This window comes from Rubricella aquisinus (assembly GCF_014199445.1).
GTDB lineage: Bacteria > Pseudomonadota > Alphaproteobacteria > Rhodobacterales > Rhodobacteraceae > Rubricella > Rubricella aquisinus.
In genome coordinates this window covers 95,108-113,989 of the sequence record NZ_JACIJS010000003.1, presented here as the reverse complement: position 1 = coordinate 113,989, position 18,882 = coordinate 95,108, and the positions used below count along the sequence as shown (strand labels likewise).

At 64.0% G+C, this 18,882-nt stretch carries 14 protein-coding genes and 1 pseudogene; 10 read left to right on the top strand and 5 right to left on the bottom strand.

Annotated elements, in window-relative coordinates:
* The first annotated feature begins 8 nt into the window (after positions 1-8).
* Genes FHS89_RS05475 through FHS89_RS05465 form a run of 3 tightly spaced genes read left to right on the top strand, consistent with a single transcriptional unit; the run spans position 9 to position 3,534 of the window.
* Complete coding sequence (locus tag FHS89_RS05475) at positions 9-1,160, top strand: hypothetical protein (protein WP_184009371.1); 1,152 nt, start codon at positions 9-11, stop codon at positions 1,158-1,160.
* Positions 1,157-2,704 carry an ankyrin repeat domain-containing protein gene (locus tag FHS89_RS05470; protein ID WP_184009369.1) on the top strand — a complete coding sequence of 516 codons (1,548 nt, stop codon included), beginning with the start codon at positions 1,157-1,159 and terminating at the stop codon, positions 2,702-2,704. Before FHS89_RS05475 ends, FHS89_RS05470 begins: the two co-directional genes overlap by 4 nt.
* A complete protein-coding gene (locus tag FHS89_RS05465; protein ID WP_184009367.1) occupies positions 2,701-3,534 on the top strand; it encodes a hypothetical protein in 834 nt (277 codons plus the stop codon). The genes FHS89_RS05470 and FHS89_RS05465 overlap by 4 nt, the downstream gene beginning before the upstream one ends.
* Here the strand turns inward: FHS89_RS05465 and FHS89_RS05460 are convergent.
* On the bottom strand, positions 3,531-4,316 hold the full coding sequence (locus tag FHS89_RS05460) for an N-acyl homoserine lactonase family protein (RefSeq protein WP_184009365.1): 786 nt from the start codon (positions 4,314-4,316) through the stop codon (positions 3,531-3,533). The two genes, FHS89_RS05465 and FHS89_RS05460, sit on opposite strands and share 4 nt — an antisense overlap.
* Positions 4,309-4,608, bottom strand: coding sequence for a putative quinol monooxygenase (locus FHS89_RS05455; RefSeq protein WP_184009363.1), 300 nt, complete (start codon positions 4,606-4,608; stop codon positions 4,309-4,311). The genes FHS89_RS05460 and FHS89_RS05455 overlap by 8 nt, the downstream gene beginning before the upstream one ends.
* Positions 4,609-4,683: 75 nt before the next feature.
* Here FHS89_RS05455 and FHS89_RS05450 point away from each other — a divergent pair, with 75 nt between their 5' ends.
* Genes FHS89_RS05450 through FHS89_RS05440 form a run of 3 tightly spaced genes read left to right on the top strand, consistent with a single transcriptional unit; the run spans position 4,684 to position 7,409 of the window.
* The gene (locus FHS89_RS05450) at positions 4,684-5,754 is read left to right on the top strand and encodes an isocitrate/isopropylmalate dehydrogenase family protein (RefSeq protein ID WP_184009361.1); all 1,071 of its coding nucleotides are present in this window, start codon (positions 4,684-4,686) and stop codon (positions 5,752-5,754) included.
* Positions 5,751-6,758 carry a Gfo/Idh/MocA family oxidoreductase gene (locus FHS89_RS05445; RefSeq protein WP_184009359.1) on the top strand — a complete coding sequence of 336 codons (1,008 nt, stop codon included), beginning with the start codon at positions 5,751-5,753 and terminating at the stop codon, positions 6,756-6,758. Before FHS89_RS05450 ends, FHS89_RS05445 begins: the two co-directional genes overlap by 4 nt.
* Positions 6,759-7,409, top strand: coding sequence for a GntR family transcriptional regulator (locus FHS89_RS05440; RefSeq protein WP_184009357.1), 651 nt, complete (start codon positions 6,759-6,761; stop codon positions 7,407-7,409). It abuts the gene before it with no gap.
* Positions 7,410-7,568: 159 nt separating this feature from the next.
* On the opposite strand, the gene FHS89_RS05435 is transcribed toward FHS89_RS05440, so the two are convergent.
* Both FHS89_RS05435 and FHS89_RS05430 read right to left on the bottom strand, forming a co-directional pair.
* Complete coding sequence (locus tag FHS89_RS05435; RefSeq protein WP_184009355.1) at positions 7,569-9,299, bottom strand: alpha/beta fold hydrolase; 1,731 nt, start codon at positions 9,297-9,299, stop codon at positions 7,569-7,571.
* Between the two features lie 96 nt (positions 9,300-9,395).
* Positions 9,396-10,490, bottom strand: coding sequence for a Gfo/Idh/MocA family protein (locus FHS89_RS05430; RefSeq protein ID WP_184009353.1), 1,095 nt, complete (start codon positions 10,488-10,490; stop codon positions 9,396-9,398).
* 222 nt (positions 10,491-10,712) lie between these two features.
* On the opposite strand from FHS89_RS05430, the pseudogene FHS89_RS05425 reads away from it, so the two are divergent.
* From FHS89_RS05425 to FHS89_RS05410, 4 genes and pseudogenes are all read left to right on the top strand, one after another.
* Positions 10,713-11,279 (top strand): annotated as a pseudogene (locus FHS89_RS05425) (ABC transporter ATP-binding protein); the annotation flags it as partial.
* Positions 11,279-13,690, top strand: a complete 2,412-nt coding sequence (locus FHS89_RS05420; protein WP_221229295.1) for an ABC transporter permease — start codon at positions 11,279-11,281, stop codon at positions 13,688-13,690. The pseudogene FHS89_RS05425 and the gene FHS89_RS05420, both read left to right, overlap by 1 nt.
* Entirely contained in the window at positions 13,680-14,723 is a 1,044-nt protein-coding gene (locus FHS89_RS05415; protein WP_184009347.1) for a lipocalin-like domain-containing protein, read from the top strand. Before FHS89_RS05420 ends, FHS89_RS05415 begins: the two co-directional genes overlap by 11 nt.
* Entirely contained in the window at positions 14,716-15,267 is a 552-nt protein-coding gene (locus FHS89_RS05410) for a pyridoxamine 5'-phosphate oxidase family protein (protein WP_184009345.1), read from the top strand. The genes FHS89_RS05415 and FHS89_RS05410 overlap by 8 nt, the downstream gene beginning before the upstream one ends.
* Positions 15,268-15,339: 72 nt before the next feature.
* On the opposite strand, the gene dnaE is transcribed toward FHS89_RS05410, so the two are convergent.
* Positions 15,340-18,780, bottom strand: a complete 3,441-nt coding sequence (gene dnaE, locus FHS89_RS05405) for a DNA polymerase III subunit alpha (protein WP_184009343.1) — start codon at positions 18,778-18,780, stop codon at positions 15,340-15,342.
* Between the last annotated feature and the right edge of the window lie 102 nt (positions 18,781-18,882).

Sequence of the window (18,882 nt, the reverse complement as noted above, 5' to 3'; positions counted from 1 at the left end):
GCCAACACATGAGACTCTTGCAAAACCTCCTGCGGGTCACCGCCATCACGCTCCCGCTCGCTCTTGCCGGATGCGCGCCCTCTTATGTGCTAAACCCACCGTCGAGCGCACAAGAGCTGGGCGCAATCATTGATACCGAATTTGGTGGTGACGTCATGGCCTTTGAGGGGGCGAGTTTGGCGCGACCGTCGTTTGACTATATCGTGGCGGGACGCGTGGACCTTATTGAGGAGATGTTGCGGCGCGGCTGGAACCCCGACGATGACGACCTTTATGACTGGCTGACGCCCTCCGTCCTTCAGGCGTTGCACGAAAACCAACCCGCAATTGCGGATGCCCTGATCCGGTCCGGCTACACGGTCAAACGCGCGATGCAAATGTGTGCCACAGGGGCGCGAACCCATTGCGAAGGGCCGCTGGAGACTGCTGTTCTCCGTGACAGTCCCGAGATGGTCGACCTTGCCCTGCGGTACAATGCGATTTTCTACACCGATGACAGTGGCCGCTATTACAGCGGGCAGGATGCTCTTGCGCGCACCGCGCGCATCGCGGTGCAGTTCGATCACCCTGCCTTTCTCACCGCGCTTGCCCGTGCGGGCTATGACACTGGCCCTGTTTTGGCGCAGGAGCAAAACAGCGGCGGCGGCGGTGGTGGCAGCGCCGTGATGGGCATTTTTGGCTCCCTCGCGGGCTCAGCGCTTGGCTCTGCCATTGGCGGATCGGAGGGCGATATTTTCGCCTCGACCCTCACTGGCATTGTGGACGGAGCCAATAGTGGCAATGCCTTGACCGGCACGATGAGTGCCATCGGTCAAGGGTCCGGCCTGATGGACAGCAGCACCGCAGGGATGATCGGCGTGGCTGGGAGCCTTTTTGGCGGCGGCGCTGCCGCCACGCAATCGGGAGCAATCCAGCGGCCGGGTGCTGTTCAGCGGGAAGTTGCAACGCCCATACAAACGGCAGGCACACCATCCAACTATTCCTTCACCTGTCCGATGGGGTCCGGGCCGCATAACATCCCCATTCCCGCCTCGAGCAACCCCCAATGCATCAGCGCCATGCGGACATTCGCCTTTGCCGCGACCTGCAACCTCGTCGATGAGATGGGGCCTGCTCAGGATGCCTATTACAGCCAATGCGCAGCGGAGATTTACCAATGACCCGGATCAGAACCCTGTTCACCGCCACGGCCCTTGTTGCCCTGACCGCCTGTATGGGAACACCGATCCCGAACGCGATGGACGCCTCGTCGCTTCAGCAGCATGTCGCCACGAATTACGGCGGGGATTATCAGGCCTTTGCCGATACCGAATGGGGACAGATCAAAGCCCTCGTCTGGGAGGGCGACTTGCAAACCCTGCGGATGTTGCACGCGCAGGGCGTTGACCTTGATCCGCCAGTGTCGACCGGACAAGACACGCTCCTCTATACGGCCGCCGCGGTTGAACAATATGACATCGCACGTTGGCTGGTGAACACCGCGCAGGTCGATCCGAACAATTCCTTCACCCTGCAATGGGGTGCGACACAGGGCTATCCGCAATTCGTGCGCACGGCCCTGATGACCGGCGATCTGACCTTTTATATGCCCAATTGCGGAAGCGGCCCGTGTATCGGACCGCGCGGCGCGTTGCAGTACCAACAGCGAAGCAGCCTTGCGCGCGACAGCGAAGTGATCGGTCTTTTGGAGAACTACGTCGCCAATCCAGCCAATTCCGAACGGATCGCCCTGGCAGAACAATCCATGCGGTCCGGGCTTGCCGCTGCCGATCCCCAACCGCAGCGCCAGCCAACGACCACCGCGATGGCCGGCGGGCCTGGGGTGGTCCAGAGCCAGCAATCAAGCGGCCCCGATGCTGGCGATCGGGCGATGATCGGCCTGATGGGGCAGCTAGGCGGCTCCCTTCTGGGTGGGATCGTCGGCGGGTCCGATGGTGATCTGATGGGGTCCACCTTCTCCAACATCATGGGCAACGTGGCGACTGCCGATAGTGGGGCGGATGTGATGACCGGGACGATGCTCGGGATGGGGCAATCCTCGGGCCTGATGGATGCGGGCACGGCTTCTGCCGTTGGCCTGTTCGGGGAGTTGTTCAGCGGCACCGGGCAATCGGCGCAGATGGGTCAGACCACGGCGGCGGCGATCGGCGGCGGCAGTGTCGGTAATTTTGCCAACATACTTGGCGGCGGCGGGGCCAGCGCACCCAGCGTCACCGATTTCGGCACCATGCTGGCCACGGGGGCAGCGAATGCCACGCTGGGGAGCAGCGGGTCCAGCGCACCGCAAAGTGGCAATAATACATGTGTGGCGGCAGGCGGGATGATTGATCCATCCACCGGCCAGTGCATCCAGCGTATCGACGGGCGCAACATGAACACCGACCCCAATATCGACTATTCTCGCCGGGTCGGGGACAGCCCGGTCTATGGGGCGGGTCCGGGATTTGACACGCCTGTTCGCCCTGGATCAGGCGGGGCCGGTGCCGCAGAGCAGGCCGCGGCACAAGCGGGCATGACAAATTACACCTTCTCCTGCCCGATGGGGTCCGGCCCGCACACGATCCCGATCCCGGCGACGGCCTCCGCTCAATGCCAAACGGCGATGCGCACCTTTGCCTATACGGCAAGCTGCAACCTGATCGACGAAATGATGCAAGCGCAGGACGCATACTACAGCACCTGCGCGAGCGAGATTTTCCAGTGATCCGCGCGCTGGCCATCGCAGGGCTGCTGCTGATCCCGCTGCCTGCCATCGCACAAGACGGGGATGAGGCGTTCTGCAAGGCACGCTTTATCCCTTGTGTGCAGGCCACAGGCCGCCCGATGGAATGTCAGAGCGTCTATGCCACCTGCATGGACAATGTGCCGATCACCGACATTCCACCGGGCGTGTCCGGGCGGATCGAGATCACGATGCGCAATGGCCTGCCCACCGCGCAACTTTCCCTCACCAATGACAGCGGCGCGGATTTCGTGACCGGCTATCACCGGGGGGAGGTGATCTGCGGGGATGGCAGTCGTGAGACTGTGACATTCCACGGCTTCGGCGCGCTTGGGCTGGGGGAGCAGCGGACCTCCGGCACCTCGGTGGTATGTCACGGCAAGCCGGGCGTTCCCACGCCAGTTCAGTTTGGTCCGACCCCGATTGAAAGCGGCCCGCAAGATTCGGGCGTTTATGTGAATTGTACGGCTGACGGATCACGAAAGGTAACGCTGGAACGCGTGGAGAGTGACAAGGGACTAGTGGGATTCCGATATCAGGCAGACGGGTACAGCGGGTTTGCGCGCATCGACAACGGGATCGATACTGTGATCGACATGATGTGTACGCCTCCCGAGGATCCGGGGTTTAACATCATCAATTCAATCTATGGCGAATTGATTGATTATTTCCCCGAAACATTCCGCTGCCATCCCAGTGAGCGGCTGAGACGCGCGGAAGAACGCCGTGCGCAGGGCATGGCCCCTGATCCGAATGATTGCCCCGGCGGGGTGTTCTCCACCGGCACCGGCTTTGGCGGTGGGCGCGGCTAGCGCGGGCCGCGATCCAATCGCCAGATATGGGGCGCTTCGGCGATCGCGAAGCGCTCCGTCACGAGGGGGTCATGGCCGGGGATGACCAACCCGTCATGGCTCGCGAGCCGCCGGATCGTGCGAAACCCGGCCAGCATATCCTCAACGTCCACCACGATGGGAAACGGCTTTTCAGCTTCGAAATTTTCGTAGAAATGTGATGCATCCGACGCAAGGCACAGCCAGCCTGACACCGTTTTGACCCGCACCGCCTGTAGCCCGCGCGAATGCCCGCCGATGCAATGCACCTCCACCCCCGGGGCGACCTGACCCGCCCCTTGGTGAAACACCACCCGCCCGGAATAAACCTTGCGCACCATCTCGCAGACATGATCGGCGGTGAAGGGCATTTGCAGGGTTGGGTGACACATGCACGGGCCAGTGGCAAAGGCCATCTCGGCCTCTTGCAGATGGAATGTCGCATTGGGAAACCGGTGGAGCGACCCGGCATGGTCATAATGCAGATGCGTGAGGATCACCTCCTCCACCGCATCCGCCCGCAGGCCCATATCCTCCAACGCTTTCGCCGGATCGCGCAGGATCGGGCGGTCCCGCCGCGCGGCCTCATCCGCGTCATAGCCGGTGTCCACGACGATTTGCCGCGCGCCGTTGGTCAGCACCCAGATAAAGTAGTCCATCGGATGCGGCGCGTCGTGATTGTCATCAAAGACAAAGCTATCGGCGCGTGTGCGGCTGTTCCGGTCGGCATATTTCAGCGCCCGGACCTCCCAGATGTCATCCATGCGCCGCCTCCTTCAGCCCCGAATATTGGTGCACATCCTTGGTCAGGATCATCGGTCCCGCAGCCCGGTCAAAGGCGATGAAATGCGCAGTCTCAAGATGCGCGGCAAAGGCTGCCGCATCCGCATAGACTTCATAGAGGAACACTTCGCACAGCCCCTCATCCACGCTGATCTCAAACACATGGCAGCCCGGCTCATTGGCGAGGGACGCGTCCGCATTCTCCCGCATGAGCGGCAAAAACGCGTCCCATTGCGCGGGGTCCACTCGCAGAGTGACGCAAACGATATGCATGGGTGCGCTCCTTGCTTGCTATTCAGCCTCCATCAATGCATACATTAATGCATACATCAAGCAGGAGCTGCGCCCATGTCCCCACATCTCAAGATTGCCGTTTTCGATGGGGATGGCATCGGGCCAGAGATCATGACCCCCACCCTTGCCCTGCTGGAGCAGGTGACACAGGGGATCGCGACGCTCGATTTCACGCATCTGCCCGCGGGGGCGGGCCACTATCGCGATCATGGTGACGCGCTGCCGCAAAGCTCCCTTGATGCGGCCCGCGCCAGCGATGCGATCCTGCTCTCTGCCATGGGCCTTCCGAGCGTGCGCTATGAGGACGGGACGGAGATCACGCCCCAGATCGACCTGCGCATCGCACTCGACCTCTATGCGGGCGTGCGCCCCGTTCGGATCGTGCCGGGGCAGCCCAGCCCGCTCAAGATCACGGAACCGGTCGATTTCGTGCTGATCCGGGAAAGCACGGAAGGGCTGTTTCACACGCTGGGCAAGGGGCTGGTGACCGAGGACTACGCCGAGGAAACGCTGCGCATCACCCGCGCCACATCCCATAAGCTGTTTGCCTTTGCCTTCCGCATGGCCGCACGGCGTAAAGCGCTGGGCAAGGGGCCGGGCCGGGTCACGCTGGTGGACAAGGCAAACGTGTTCCGCGCCTTCGCTTATATGCGGCGGCTGTTTGATGAGGCGGCACTGGGCCACCCCGATATCGCCACCGACCATGCCTATGTCGATGCGATGGCCCTCTTTATGGTCACGCGCCCGCAGGCATGGGACGTGATGGTGACGGAGAATATGTTTGGCGACATCCTGTCCGATCTGGGGGCTGGGATCATGGGTGGTCTTGGCCTTGCCCCGTCTGCCGATATCGGAGACGACAACGCGGTGTTTCAGCCCTGCCATGGCAGCGCCCCCGATATCGCGGGCCAAGGGATCGCCAACCCGCTCGCGATGATCCTGTCGGGCGCGATGATGCTGGATTGGCTGGCGGAGCGCCACGAGATGCCCGCCTTGGCGGCGGCGGGTGCGCGGCTTGACGCCGCCGTCTGGCAGGTCGTGTCAACGGGCACCGCCCTCACGCGCGACATCGGTGGGACCGCAACGACGCAGGATGCGGCAAACGCCGTGAAATCGGCCCTGTGACCCTGCGGGTCGCCCAGATCGGCGCGGGCTATTTCGCGCGGTTTCAGGCGGAGGCATGGGCGCGCCTGCCCGGTGCCGCGCTCATCGGCGTTGCCGATCTTGACGCCCATAAGGCCGCATCTCTTGGGCCGTCTTTCGCGGATGCAGCAGAGATGCTTGCCACCCTGAGGCCGGACATCATCGACATCGCGACCCCGCCCACAACCCATGAGGCGCTGATAGAACTGGCCCTGACCCACCGCCCCCGCGCGATCATCTGTCAAAAACCGTTCTGTGAGACACTGGCGCAGGCTTCCCGCGTCACCCGATTGGCGATGGATGCGGGCATCCCCCTCCTCATCCACGAAAATTTCCGGTTCCAGCCGTGGTATCGCGCGTTAAAGCCGCGCCTGACCGACGGCAGTATTGGTGATCTGCACCAGATCACCTTCACCTTTCGGCCCGGCGATGGCCAAGGGCCACAGGCGTATCTGGCCCGCCAACCCTATTTCCAAACGATGCCGCGCTTTTTGATCCGGGAGACGGGCATCCATTGGGTCGATACGTTCCGCTATCTTCTGGGGGAGCCGGAGGCGGTGGATGCCGATCTGCGCCGCATGAACCCCGCCATCGCGGGGGAGGATGCGGGCCGCTTCACCTTTCGCTATGCGAACGGTCTGCGCGCCGTGTTTGACGGCAATCGCTGCCTTGATTTCCCGAGCGACGATCCGCGCCTGACCTTCGGCACCCTTCTGGCAGAGGGCACTGGGGGCGCGATCCGGCTGGCGGCGGATGGGGCGCTGTTGTTGCGACGGGTGGGAGAGGCGGCAGAAGAAACCCTCCTGCCCCCCACTCCGCCGCGCGGATTTGCCGGGGATTGCGTGGCAGCGTTTCAGGCCCATGTCATCGCTGGGCTGACCGAGGGCGCGACCATAGAGACTCACGCGTCGGCCTATCTGCGCAATCTGGAGATTGAAGAGGCGCTCTACCGCGCCGACGCAACCGAACAGGTGGTGAGGCTCTAGATGGCGGGACAAACCGATCAGGCGCTGGCCACCTTGCGACAGGGCATTCTTACCGGCACATTCCCACCCGGCGCGCGCTATACCGAGACGGAGCTTGCGACCCTTCTGGGCATGTCGCGCACGCCGGTGCGCGAAGCGATGCAGGCGGTCGCGGCGGCGGGGCTTGCCTCTGTCACGCCACGGCGCGGGATGACCGTCAGCGCCCTTTCAGCAGAGGATATGGCGGAGATTTATGAGGTGCTGACAGCCCTCGAGTCAGCCGCCGCCGCGCGCCTTGCCGCCCTAGACCCGCGCGACCTTGCCCCGCTTGAAGCAGCACTTGCCGCGATGGAGCACGCCTTGTCCATGGGCGATCGCGACGCATGGGCCGAAGCCGACGCCGCCTTTCACCGCAGCCTGATGGAGCAGGCAGGCAATACCCGCATGGCCGAGGCCGCCGCCCGCTATACCGATCAGGTGCACCGCGCGCGGATGCTGACCCTTCATCTGCGCCCGGAGCCGGTGCATTCGGTGCGCGACCATGCCGAACTTTTGACCGCGATCCGCAGCAATGATCCTGAGCGCGCCCATGCCGTGCACAGCGCACATCGCCAGCGCGCCTCTGAGATGTTGCAGGATGTGATCCGCCGCCACCACCTGCCACGGCTTTAGCCACCAGCGCGCACGGATGGGGGAGAAGCAGGCATCTGGGCGTGACAGTCGGTGCCCACCCCTCCCCCGGATACGGGTGTAGGAGATCGCCAACCACCCGATGGGACAGACACTGCCGAACAGGGCCGCGCATCGCTTCACCCTTGGGGGTGAAAACGCCTACCAGTCACGCATTTCAATGAGATGTCGGATCACCGTTTCCCAATCGGTGTGCAGCAGCAGTGATCCCGCGCCCTCAACCTGAGTCACCGGATAATTGGCAAAGGATTTGCCCCATTCCTCCTGCGCCATCTGGCTGATCTCTGGCGTTTCGCTGCCATAGAGGATGGAGATGCGGCACGGGATGCCTTGCAGGATCGCGCGCCAATCCCCGATGACCTGCGCCGCATCACGGATCATCTCGCGCGGCTCGCCGGAAAAGACATGATCGCCGCTCCGCAAAAACACATCGAGGATATCCGGATCATCCAGCGCCGCCAGATCGCGGGGCTGGTCGGCAAAGAATTTGCGCCAATAGGCGGCAATTCCACCCTCCCGCCGATAGGTGGAGAGATGCACCCGCAACAACATCTCCCCAATCGCCGGGGCGCGGGCCACGGCGGCGCGGAACAATTGCGACTGACGATGGGAAAACCTGCGCACCTGCGAGGTGGGCAGCATCCCATTGACCAGCAACAGCCCGCGCGCGCGCGCCTCAAACCGGTTCGCCAGATGGCAGGCCGCGAGCGTGCCGCCATGCTGGGTCATCAGCAACAGCCGCGTGACGGCGTGATGGTTCGCGACGGCCTCCGCATCGCGGCTTTGCGCCTCTTCTGGCGAGGTGCCTGCGGGCGCGGGATCGGTCTGGCCATAACCGGGGCGTGACACGGCGAAAAAGGTAAATCCCGCCGCCGCCAGCCCCTCCGCCATGGCGCGGGTGATATATGGGCCTTGCAACTGCGCATGGGTGAAGAACACCGGAAATCCCTGCGGCACCCCGCAAGTCAGATACCCGATCTGGCGCCCATCCGGCCCGGTCAGGCGGTGTTCCTCAAAGAACGCGGGCGGGGTCGGCGCAATGGTCTGAGCGATCCGCGCAGGCTGTTCCTCCGCGCGCGCGAGATAGGCGATGGAGGTCGCCAAGAGCACCACTTCTGACACCTGCGCGCAGCCGCTTTTGCGCAGAATGGCCTTTGCCTGCGCCTTGATCGTTTCGGCGGATCGGTTTTGCGCGGCGGCAATCTCTGCCTGCGATTGGCCCTGCAACAGGGCCGAGAGCACCTCTCCCTCCCGTGGCGAAAGGTCGAGCGCGTCTGCCACGGCGGACAATTGCGCCTGCCCCCAGACGATATGCGACAGCGCCACCTCCAACACTGCGGCCCCTTGTGCGGTGGCAAGCGTGACAGGGCGGATCATGGCAAGGCACCGCTTTTCCTCCGGTCCCACGCCCAGCGCGATCACCTTTGTGGCCCCGTCGGACGCTGCGCGCAGCGCCTCCTCCAGCGCGCGCTGGCCCGCGTGATCAAGCTGCGCCTCAGCCAAGGTCGCGGGAAACGCCTCTAGGCACAGGGCCGCTGCCGCCGCGTTGTTCCCCGCAAGGATCACCCCGCCCCGCGCCAACACAAAGCGGCCAAACGCACTTTCGCGCATCGCTGAGATCAAAGGCGTCATCGGGTCCGGCGCCGGGTCCGCGACCTGCGCAAACCGCGCGTCGATGATCCGCTGGACCCGATCCGAATGCCGCAAGAGTGCTGCGTCAAACACGGGCGGCGCGTCCACCGGGGAAGGCGCGTCCTCGCCAAGGAACAGCGCCTCCGCCGCCTCCAACAGCGCATCGAAAGCGCGCGGATCCTCCGCCGCCTCATAGATATGATCGAGCAGGCCAATGAATTGGCTTTGGTCTGCTTGCATCGTGGTCACGCCCAGAATGAAACTCTACCCAACAAGAAGCGTAGTACGATCCACCCCATGGGGCGAGCGTTTACCCCCTCAAATCAGGGGATTTTTTCAGATATCGACCCAAGTGCCGCCCTTTTGGGCAGACCGGGCGCAGGCCTCGACAAACCGAAGCCCCCATGTGCCATCGGACACGCCCGGTGCCAGAGTTGGCCCAAGGCCCAGCATCTCATCCGCCGCATCCCGGTAAATCGTCGCAAATGCCGCAAAGAAGCCTTCGGGATGGCCCCGGCCCAGCATCGTGGCGCTGGTCGCCGCATCGCAGAGGTCCGGGCTGCCGCGGGTGAGTTCGCGCCGTGGCCCGGACAGATCGCTCCAGAGCAGCCTGTCGGGGTCTTCCTGCCGCCAATCAAGCGCGCCGTCACTGCCAAAGATGCGGATGCGCAGGCCGTTTTCCGCGCCCGCCGCCGTCTGACTGCACCAAAGAGCACCCATCGCCCTATTATCAAGGCGCAGCGTGACCTGCGCGCTGTCATCAAGGCCGCCTTGGGCCACATCCCGCGCCGTGATCGCCAAAAGCTGCGTAATCTCCAGCCCGGTGATAAAGCGCATCAGATGATGGCCATGGGTGCCAATATCGCTGAGCGCCCCGCCGGGACCGGATCGCGCAGGATCAAGCCGCCATGCCGCCTGCCGCGCGCGCGGGCCCGCCGCATCGCGCGCAAGCCAGTCCTGCGGATATTCCACCTGCACCTGCTGCACCGTGCCGATCTGGCCAGATCGCACCATGTGCCGCGCCTGCCGCACCATCGGATAGCCCGTATAGTTATGGGTCAGAACGAATACCCGGCCAGAGGCCGCGACGTCGGCTTCGAGCGCGCGGCATTCGGCCACCGAAATGCCCATCGGTTTGTCACAGATCACATGGATACCCGCACGCAGCGCCGCACGCGCCGATGGCACATGCAGATGGTTCGGTGTGACGATGGCCACCGCGTCGATCTGCCCGGAATGGAGCATCTCCGCTTCGGACGCGAACGCGGTGCTGCCGATCTCCTGCGCGAAGGTAGCACCTTTGTCAGGGTCCGATGAGAACACGCCGCCCACCAGATCAAAACGCCCGTCCATACGCGCGGCCAAGCGGTGCACCTGCCCGATCATCGCGCCCGGCCCACCGCCGATCATGCCCAGTCTGATCCGTTTCATCGCGTCCTCCCCGGCCTCTTTGCGGTCAGGCTGCACCGCCCCGCGACCCTATGGCAAGCGTCGATCCCTTTTCCCGGCCGCTCAGGATGCTAGGTAACGGGGGAATGCGACCGGAAAGGCCCCGCCGATATGCTCTTGGCACTGAAAGACATCCGAAAATCCTTTCAAAGCGCGGGCGCGGAGGTGCCCGTTCTGGGTGGCGTGAGCCTGACGCTCGATACGGGGGAGACGCTGGCCCTCACCGGGGAGAGCGGCAGTGGCAAATCCACGCTCCTGCATCTGATCGCGGGACTGGATGCGCCGGATGCCGGGGCCATTGTGATCGACGGGACGGACATCACGACCCTGCCCGATGCCGCGCGTGCTGAGCTGCGACGCGGCAGCGTCGGGCTGGTCTTTCAACAATTCAACCTGATCCCGTCGCTGAGCATCGGCGCGAACCTGTCCTTTCAGGCGCGGCTTGCGGGGCGGGAGGATCCGGGCTGGACCGAGGAATTGGTCGCGCGTCTGGGCCTGTCCGGGCTGCTGCACCGCTATCCTGAGCATCTCTCGGGCGGGCAACAGCAGCGGGTCGCCATCGGGCGCACGCTCGCGGCACGGCCGAAACTGGTGCTCGCGGATGAGCCGACCGGCAATCTTGATGAGGCAACGGGCGATGCGGTGATCGCGTTGATGCGCGATCTGGTGACGCAGACCGGCGCGGGGTTCCTGATGGTGACCCATTCCAACCGGCTTGCGGACCGGATGGCGCGCCGGGTGCATCTGTCAGCGGGCCGGATCGCGGAATGATGTGGCGCACGGCCCTTTCTGCGCTTTTGTCACATTGGCGCTACCGTCCGGTGCAACTTGCGACGCTCCTGATTGGGCTGGCAGTGGCCACGGCGCTGTGGTCCGGCGTGCAGGCGATCAATGCGGAGGCACGGGCGAGCTATGATCGCGCCGCCGCGGTGCTGGGACAGGATCGGCTCGACAGTCTTGTGCCCCGCGCGGGCAACGATCTGTCGCAAGACAGCTATATCGCGCTGCGGCGCGCGGGTTGGCAGGTGTCCCCGGTGGTGGAGGGCAGCATCCGCGTGGGCGATCTGCGCCTGCGGATCCTCGGGATTGATCCGGTGACGACGCCGCCGCAAGCGGCCCTTGGGGCATTTGAGGGCGGCGACGGGCTCTATCCCTTTATCACGCCGCCGGGCCTTGCCTTCACCTCGGCGGAGACGGCGCGCCAGATTGCCGACGCCACGACCGCCCTGCCGCCTTTGCGCGTGCAGGACGACCTTGCCCCCGGTGTTGTCGTGATGGATATCGGCATTGCCCAGCGCCTGCTGGGGATGGATGGGCGGGTGAGCCGATTGCTGCTGCACCCCGACCAGCCGCTTGGCCGCGCATCCCTGACAGACATCGCCCCCGATCTGCAACAGCGCAGCCCGCAGGCCGAGAATGACCTTGCGCGGCTCACCGACAGCTTTCACCTCAACCTGACCGCGTTCGGGCTGTTGTCCTTCGCGGTGGGCCTCTTCATCGTTCATGCCGCGATTGGCCTTGCCTTTGAGCAGCGCCGCGCGATGTTTCGGACCTTGCGCGCGCTTGGCGTACCGGTGGGCACGCTGATCGCGCTTCTAGCGGCGGAATTGCTGATCCTCGCGGGCCTTGCTGGCGTTATCGGCGTCGCACTTGGCTATCTGGTGGCGAGCGTTTTGCTGCCGGATGTGGCGGCCTCCCTCCGTGGGCTTTATGGGGCGCAAGTGTCGGGCGTGCTGACATTGAACCCGGCATGGTGGCTCAGCGGGCTTGCGATCGCGATTGTCGGGGCGGGCGTGGCGGCAGCAAGCAGCCTGTGGCGCGCAGCCCGGATGCCGCTCTTGGCCCCCGCGCAGCCACGCGCATGGGCGCGCGTGTCGGAACGGCGGATGACCATGCAGGCGGTCGCGGCTCTGCTCCTATGGGCGGGCGGCGGCTTGGCCGCATGGCTTGGCTCTGGCCTGATCGCCGGATTTGCGCTGATGGGCGGTTTGCTCCTAGGTGCGGCACTGATGCTGCCGCCGATCCTGTCGCTTCTGCTGATCGCGGGGGAGCGGCTGGCGCGCGCGGCACTCTGGCAATGGTTTTGGGCCGACACGCGCCAACAGTTGCCGGGCCTGTCGCTGGCGCTGATGGCGCTGTTGCTGGCGCTTGCCGCCAATATCGGGGTGGGCACTATGGTGTCGAGCTTCCGCACCACCTTCACCGGATGGCTGGATCAGCGCCTTGCCGCTGAACTTTATATCACCGCAGAGAGTGAGGCGCAGTGGCAGGACATCAGCCCCCTGATCGCGAACCGGTCTGACAGAATCCTCCCCATCTGGAACACGGAGATCACCGTGAGAGGCGCGCCCGTGACCCTTTATGGTATCGCGGATGACGCGACCTATCGCGACAACTGGCCGCTTTTGTCCCAAGCCGCCGATCCATGGGATCAAGTGGCCCTTGGCACCGGCGCGATGATCAACGAACAGCTTGCCCGGCGGCAGGGCTTCACGGTGGGAGAGGAGATTACCCTCCTGCCCGGCTGGACGTTTCAGATCGTCGGTGTCTATTCCGATTATGGCAATCCGACCGGGCAGATCCTGATCAACCTGCCGCAACTCACGGCCCGCTTCCCGGATGTGGAGCGGCTGCGCTATGCCGTGCGCATGGCACCCGAAGGCGTCGCACCCTTGATGGCAGAGCTTCAATCGCGCGGCCTGACGGAGCGCAACATGATTGATCAAGCCGCGCTCAAGGCGTTCTCCGTGTCGGTGTTCGAGCGGACCTTTGCCGTCACGGCGGCACTAAATGTGCTGACACTGGGCGTGGCGGCGATTGCCATGCTCACGAGCCTTCTGACCCTGTCCTCCATGCGATTGCCGCAACTGGCACCGCTCTGGGCGATGGGGCTGACCCGGCGGCGGCTTGCGGTTCTGGACCTTGCCCGGACGCTTCTTCTGGCGCTCATGACGATGATCGCGGCGCTGCCGGTGGGATTGGCGCTGGCGTGGGTGCTGCTGGCGGTGGTGAATGTCGAGGCGTTCGGCTGGCGCCTGCCGATGGACCTGTTCCCGGCGGATTGGCTGCGGCTCGGTGGGCTGGCCCTGCTGGCGGCGGGCATTGCCGCGGCCCTCCCCGTGCGCAGGCTCGCGACGATCAATCCAGCGGATTTGGTGAGGGTGTTTGCACATGAACGTTAAGGCACTGATCATCTGCCTGTTTCTGGCCGGGCCGGCTTGGGCGCAGGGCTTCGCCGGATTGGGGACGGAGGCTGATGGCTTTGCCGTGCCAGCGCGCGGCTTGGCGTTCGACTTTCCCGCCGATCACGGCCCCCACCCCACCTACCGCATCGAATGGTGGTATCTGACGGCCACGCTCACCGGCGCAGATGGCCGCGATTATGGCGTGCAATGGACGCTGTTCCGATCTGCCCTCGCCCCCGAAGAACGCGCAGGCTGGTCCTCCCCGCAAATCTGGCTCGGCCATGCCGGACTGACCACCCCGGAGCAGCATTTCGTGGCAGAGCGTCTGGCGCGCGGCGGTGTCGGACAAGCGGGCGTGACCGCGAGCCCCTTCCATGCCTGGATCGACGATTGGGCGATGCAGGGCCCGGATTTGGCGCGTAGGGTGCAGGTCAGCGCAACCGGGGCCGATTTCGCCTATGACCTGTCGCTGACCGCTGACCATCCCATCGTGCCGCACGGCGATGAGGGCTATTCGGTGAAATCCGCCGCCGGGCAGGCGTCCTATTACTATTCGCAACCCTTCTATGAGGTGACAGGCACACTGAGCCTGCCCGATGGCCCGATGGTGGTCACCGGGCAGGCATGGCTCGACCGCGAATGGTCTTCGCAGCCTTTGGCGGATGATCAGCTTGGCTGGGATTGGTTTTCCCTCTCGCTGGAGGATGGCAGCCGCGTCATGGCGTTTCAGCTGCGCCAGACGGACGGACGCAGCTACACCTCCGGCACCTGGATCACGGAGGATGGCAGCCCGACACCCCTGCCCGATGGTGCGATTGCCTTCACGCCCTTGGCACTCTCGGACGTGGCGGGCCGGGAGATCCCGACCGCGTGGCGGGTGAGCATCCCGTCCAAAGGGCTGGAAGTCGACACCACGCCCCTCAACACACAAAGCTGGATGGACACGCTCTTTCCCTATTGGGAAGGGCCGATCCGGTTCAGCGGCACGCATCAGGGGCGCGGTTATCTGGAGATGACGGGCTATGAGTGATTGGTACACCACGCCAGATGGCACGCTTGATCAGGTCTGGACCCTGCTGGCGCGCGGCACGAAAGACCGGCACGCCGCCACCCGCCACCCGACCTTGGCCACCTGCGGGCCGGACGGGCCGGAGCAACGCACGCTTGTGCTGCGTGGCGTGGACCGTGCCCTTGGCACAGTTGATCTGCATACCGATCTCCGAACGCCAAAGGTCAGCCAGATCACTGATGATCCCCGCGTCTCGCTCCACATCTGGGACGCGCGCGCGCATCTGCAAATCCGGCTCAAGGGCATGGCCTCCGTCCTGACTGGCGCGGATGTCGCGCAGTTTTGGGACCGTGTCCCCGATCCGTCCCGCGGTGCTTATGGTGCGACCCCGGCCCCCGGCACGCCGTTGGCAGCGGACACGCAGCCCGAAGGGCAGGATCAGGCGGCCTTTGCCGTGCTGCGGGTCACGCTTACATCGCTCGACAGTTTGCACCTTGGCCGCGACCATCACCGCCGCTTTGCGTTTTCGGCCCCCGACTGGTCCGGGACGGCCATCGCCCCATGACCGCACCCCGTGCCTCTTTTTTCCCCAAATACCTCCCGCCGGAGGCTTTGGAACGCTAGACCCCTCGCCCGGTCAGAATTCCTCTAGATGCACGACCCCACCAATGGCCTTGATCGCCCCTTGCACCACTGGGGTCAGGGCGTAGCGGTCTGGCAGGTCGATCACCACATCCCCCGGCAGGTCGGGGCTCATCAGGACAAGGTTCACTGGCCCGCCCGCACGGCGTGCGCCGCTGACCTCCCCCAATCGTTTCGCAACCGATGGCAGCGCGCCTGCGTCGTTGAGGAAGATCCGCAGCCCCGTCGCACCCGCATCCTTGGTCACGTCCTCCACGGCCAGAACACTCCGGCACAAAAGCTTGATCCCCTCCCCGTCCGGTTCCGCCTCTACGGTCATGACGATGTTGCGGCCCGTCTCCAGCAGATCGCCCGCCGCCTCCAGCGTGTCGGAAAACACCGTAACTTCGTAGAGCCCCGTGGGATCGGAGCAGGCCACGAAGGCAAACCGATTGCCGCGCGCGGATTTGCGCACCTGTTTGGCGCTGACGGTCCCGGCAAGACGGCCCGCGATTGTGCCGCGCCGTGCCTTTTTCGTGAGTTCTTCAAGCGTCTCAACCCGTTTGCGCCGAAGCGCTGGCATGAAATCATCCAGCGGATGCCCAGAGAGGTAGAAGCCGATCGCCAGATGCTCCGCCGCCAGCCGCTCTGTTGGGAGCCAGTCATCGGGATTTTGCAGGCGCGGGGCGGGCAGCGCTTCGCCCGCGTCCCCAAACAGGCCCGCCTGCGCGCTGGCCTTATCGTCATGGGTCGCGGCGGAATAGGCCACCAGCGCATCCAAGGACTGAAACACCTGATGCCGGTTGCTTGAAAGCTGATCAAACGCGCCCGCGCGCGCCAGCATCTCCAGCGGGCGTTTGCCCACTTTGCGCAGATCGACCCGCCGTGCGAAATCAAAAAGATCCTTGAACTGGCCGTCCTCGCGCGCCGCGACAATCAGTTTCATCGCCTCCACGCCCACATTCTTGAGCGCGCCCAGCGCATAGACCAGCGCCCCGTCCTTTACCGTGAACAGCGCGTCAGAGCGGTTGACGCAAGGCGGCACGACCTCAATCTCCAGCCGGTCCACTTCCTGCTTATAGACGTTCAGCTTGTCGGTGAGGTGGATATCGCAATTCATCACCGCGGCCATGAACTCGACCGGGTAATTCGCCTTCAGCCAGCCGGTTTGATAACTGACCAGCGCATAGGCCGCCGCGTGGGATTTGTTGAAACCGTAATTGGCGAATTTATCGAGGAGGTTCCACACCTCCAGCGCCTTTTTCTCGTCGACGCCATTCTCCCCCGCGCCTTTGAGGAATTTCGGGCGTTCGGCGTCCATCGCCTCCTGAATCTTCTTGCCCATCGCGCGGCGCAACAGGTCCGCCCCGCCGAGTGAATAGCCCGCCATTTCCTGCGCGATCTGCATCACCTGTTCTTGGTAGACGATGATGCCCTGCGTTTCATCGAGCAGATGGTCGATGGATGGATGCAGGCCGTCGCGCTCCTCTTTCCCGTTCTTCACGTTGCAGAATTTCGGGATATTCTCCATCGGGCCGGGCCGGTAGAGCGCCACAAGCGCGATAATGTCCTCCAGACAGGTCGGCTTCATCTGGCGCAGCGCGTCGCGCATGCCAGAGCTTTCCACCTGAAACACCGCGACCGTCTGCGCGGAGGCGTAAAGCTGATAGGTCGCCTCATCATCCAACGGGATCGCGTCGATATCGACCTCGACACCGCGCAACCGCAACAGATCAATCGCGTTCTGGATCACCGTCAGGGTTTTCAGGCCCAGAAAGTCGAATTTTACGAGCCCCGCCTGCTCCACCCATTTCATGTTGAACTGGGTTGCGGGCATGTCGGAGCGCGGGTCTTTATAAAGCGGCACAAGCTGATCAAGCGGGCGGTCTCCGATCACCACACCAGCAGCATGGGTGGAGGCATTGCGCAACAGCCCCTCTAGCTTCGCCCCGATATCAAGGAGCCGCTGCACGACCTCCTCCCGCTTTGCTTCCTCGCGCAGGCGTGGCTCATCCGCGAGCGCCTTTTCGATGCTGACGGGTTTGACGCCCTCCACCGGGATCAGCTTCGACAGGCGGTCCACCTGACCATAGGGCATCTGCAAAACCCGGCCCACGTCGCGCACGGCCGCCTTCGACAACAAGGCACCAAAGGTGATGATCTGGCCCACTTTGTCCCGCCCGTATTTCTCCTGCACATAGCGGATGACCTCCTCCCGGCGGTCCATGCAGAAATCAATGTCGAAATCGGGCATGGACACACGTTCAGGATTGAGGAACCGCTCGAACAGCAGGCTGAACCGCAACGGATCAAGGTTGGTGATCGTCAGCGCATAGGCCACGAGGCTGCCCGCGCCCGATCCCCGCCCCGGCCCGACCGGAATGTCGTGATCCTTGGCCCATTTGATGAAATCGGCAACGATCAGGAAATAGCCCGGAAAGCCCATGCCCTCGATCACGCCAAGCTCGAAATCGAGCCGTTTCCAGTATTCCTCCTCCGGGGCCGCGTGGGGGATGACGGCAAGGCGCTCTTTCAGGCCCGCTTTCGCTTGACGGCGCAATTCCTCCACTTCGTCATCGGCGAATTTCGGCAAAATCTCCTTGCGGGTTTCCACCTTGAACGCGCAGCGGCGGGCGATCTCCACCGTGTTTTCCAGCGCTTCGGGCAGGTCCGCGAACAGCGCTGCCATCTCATCGGCGGATTTGAAGTAATGCTCCTCCGTCAGGCGGCGACGCGGGGCGGATTGGTCCACATAGGTGCCATCCGCGATGCAGATCAGCGCGTCATGCGCCTCATACATATCGCGGGTCGGGAAATGCACGTTGTTGGTAGCGACAAGCGGCAGATCACGCGCATAGGCCATGTCGATAAAGGCAGGCTCGGTCGCGGCTTCTTCTGCCGTGCGCCGGGTGGTGCCAGTGGGGTGGCGCTGCACTTCGATATAGAGCCTGTCGCCGAAAATCGCGGCCAGCCGGTCCAAGAGCGCATCCGCCTTCGCCCGTTGCCCGTCCTGAATGAGCTTGCCAAGCGGCCCCTCCGCCCCGCCGGTGAGGCAGATCAGGCCCTCGGCATGGGCTGCGATCTCCTCCACCGTCAGATGCGGCACCTGATCGCCACTCTCCAGATAAAAGCGCGTGTTGAGCCGCATGAGGTTCTGATAGCCCTGCTCCGTCTGCGCCAGAAACACGAGCGGCAATGGCAGCGGCGCGCGATCCCCGGGGCGCTCCGGCGGGGCATAGGCCAGATCGAACTCCGCCCCGATAATGGGCTGCAACCCCGCGCCAGAGGCGGTCACGGAAAATTCCAGCGCACAGAAATTGTTGTTGGAATCGGTCACGGCGACAGCGGGCATACCCGCCTTTTTCGCGAAATCGGGCAGCTTTTTCACGGCCATCGCCCCTTCCAGAAGGGAGTAGGCGGTGTGCACGCGCAAATGGATGAATCGGGGATCAGTCATGGGCAAACCGTAGCCTCCGCGCGCGGGAAACAAAATGAGGATTGTTGGCTTTATCCCGATCATCGCCGATTGACCGACCGGTTTGCAGATTACTCCACCACC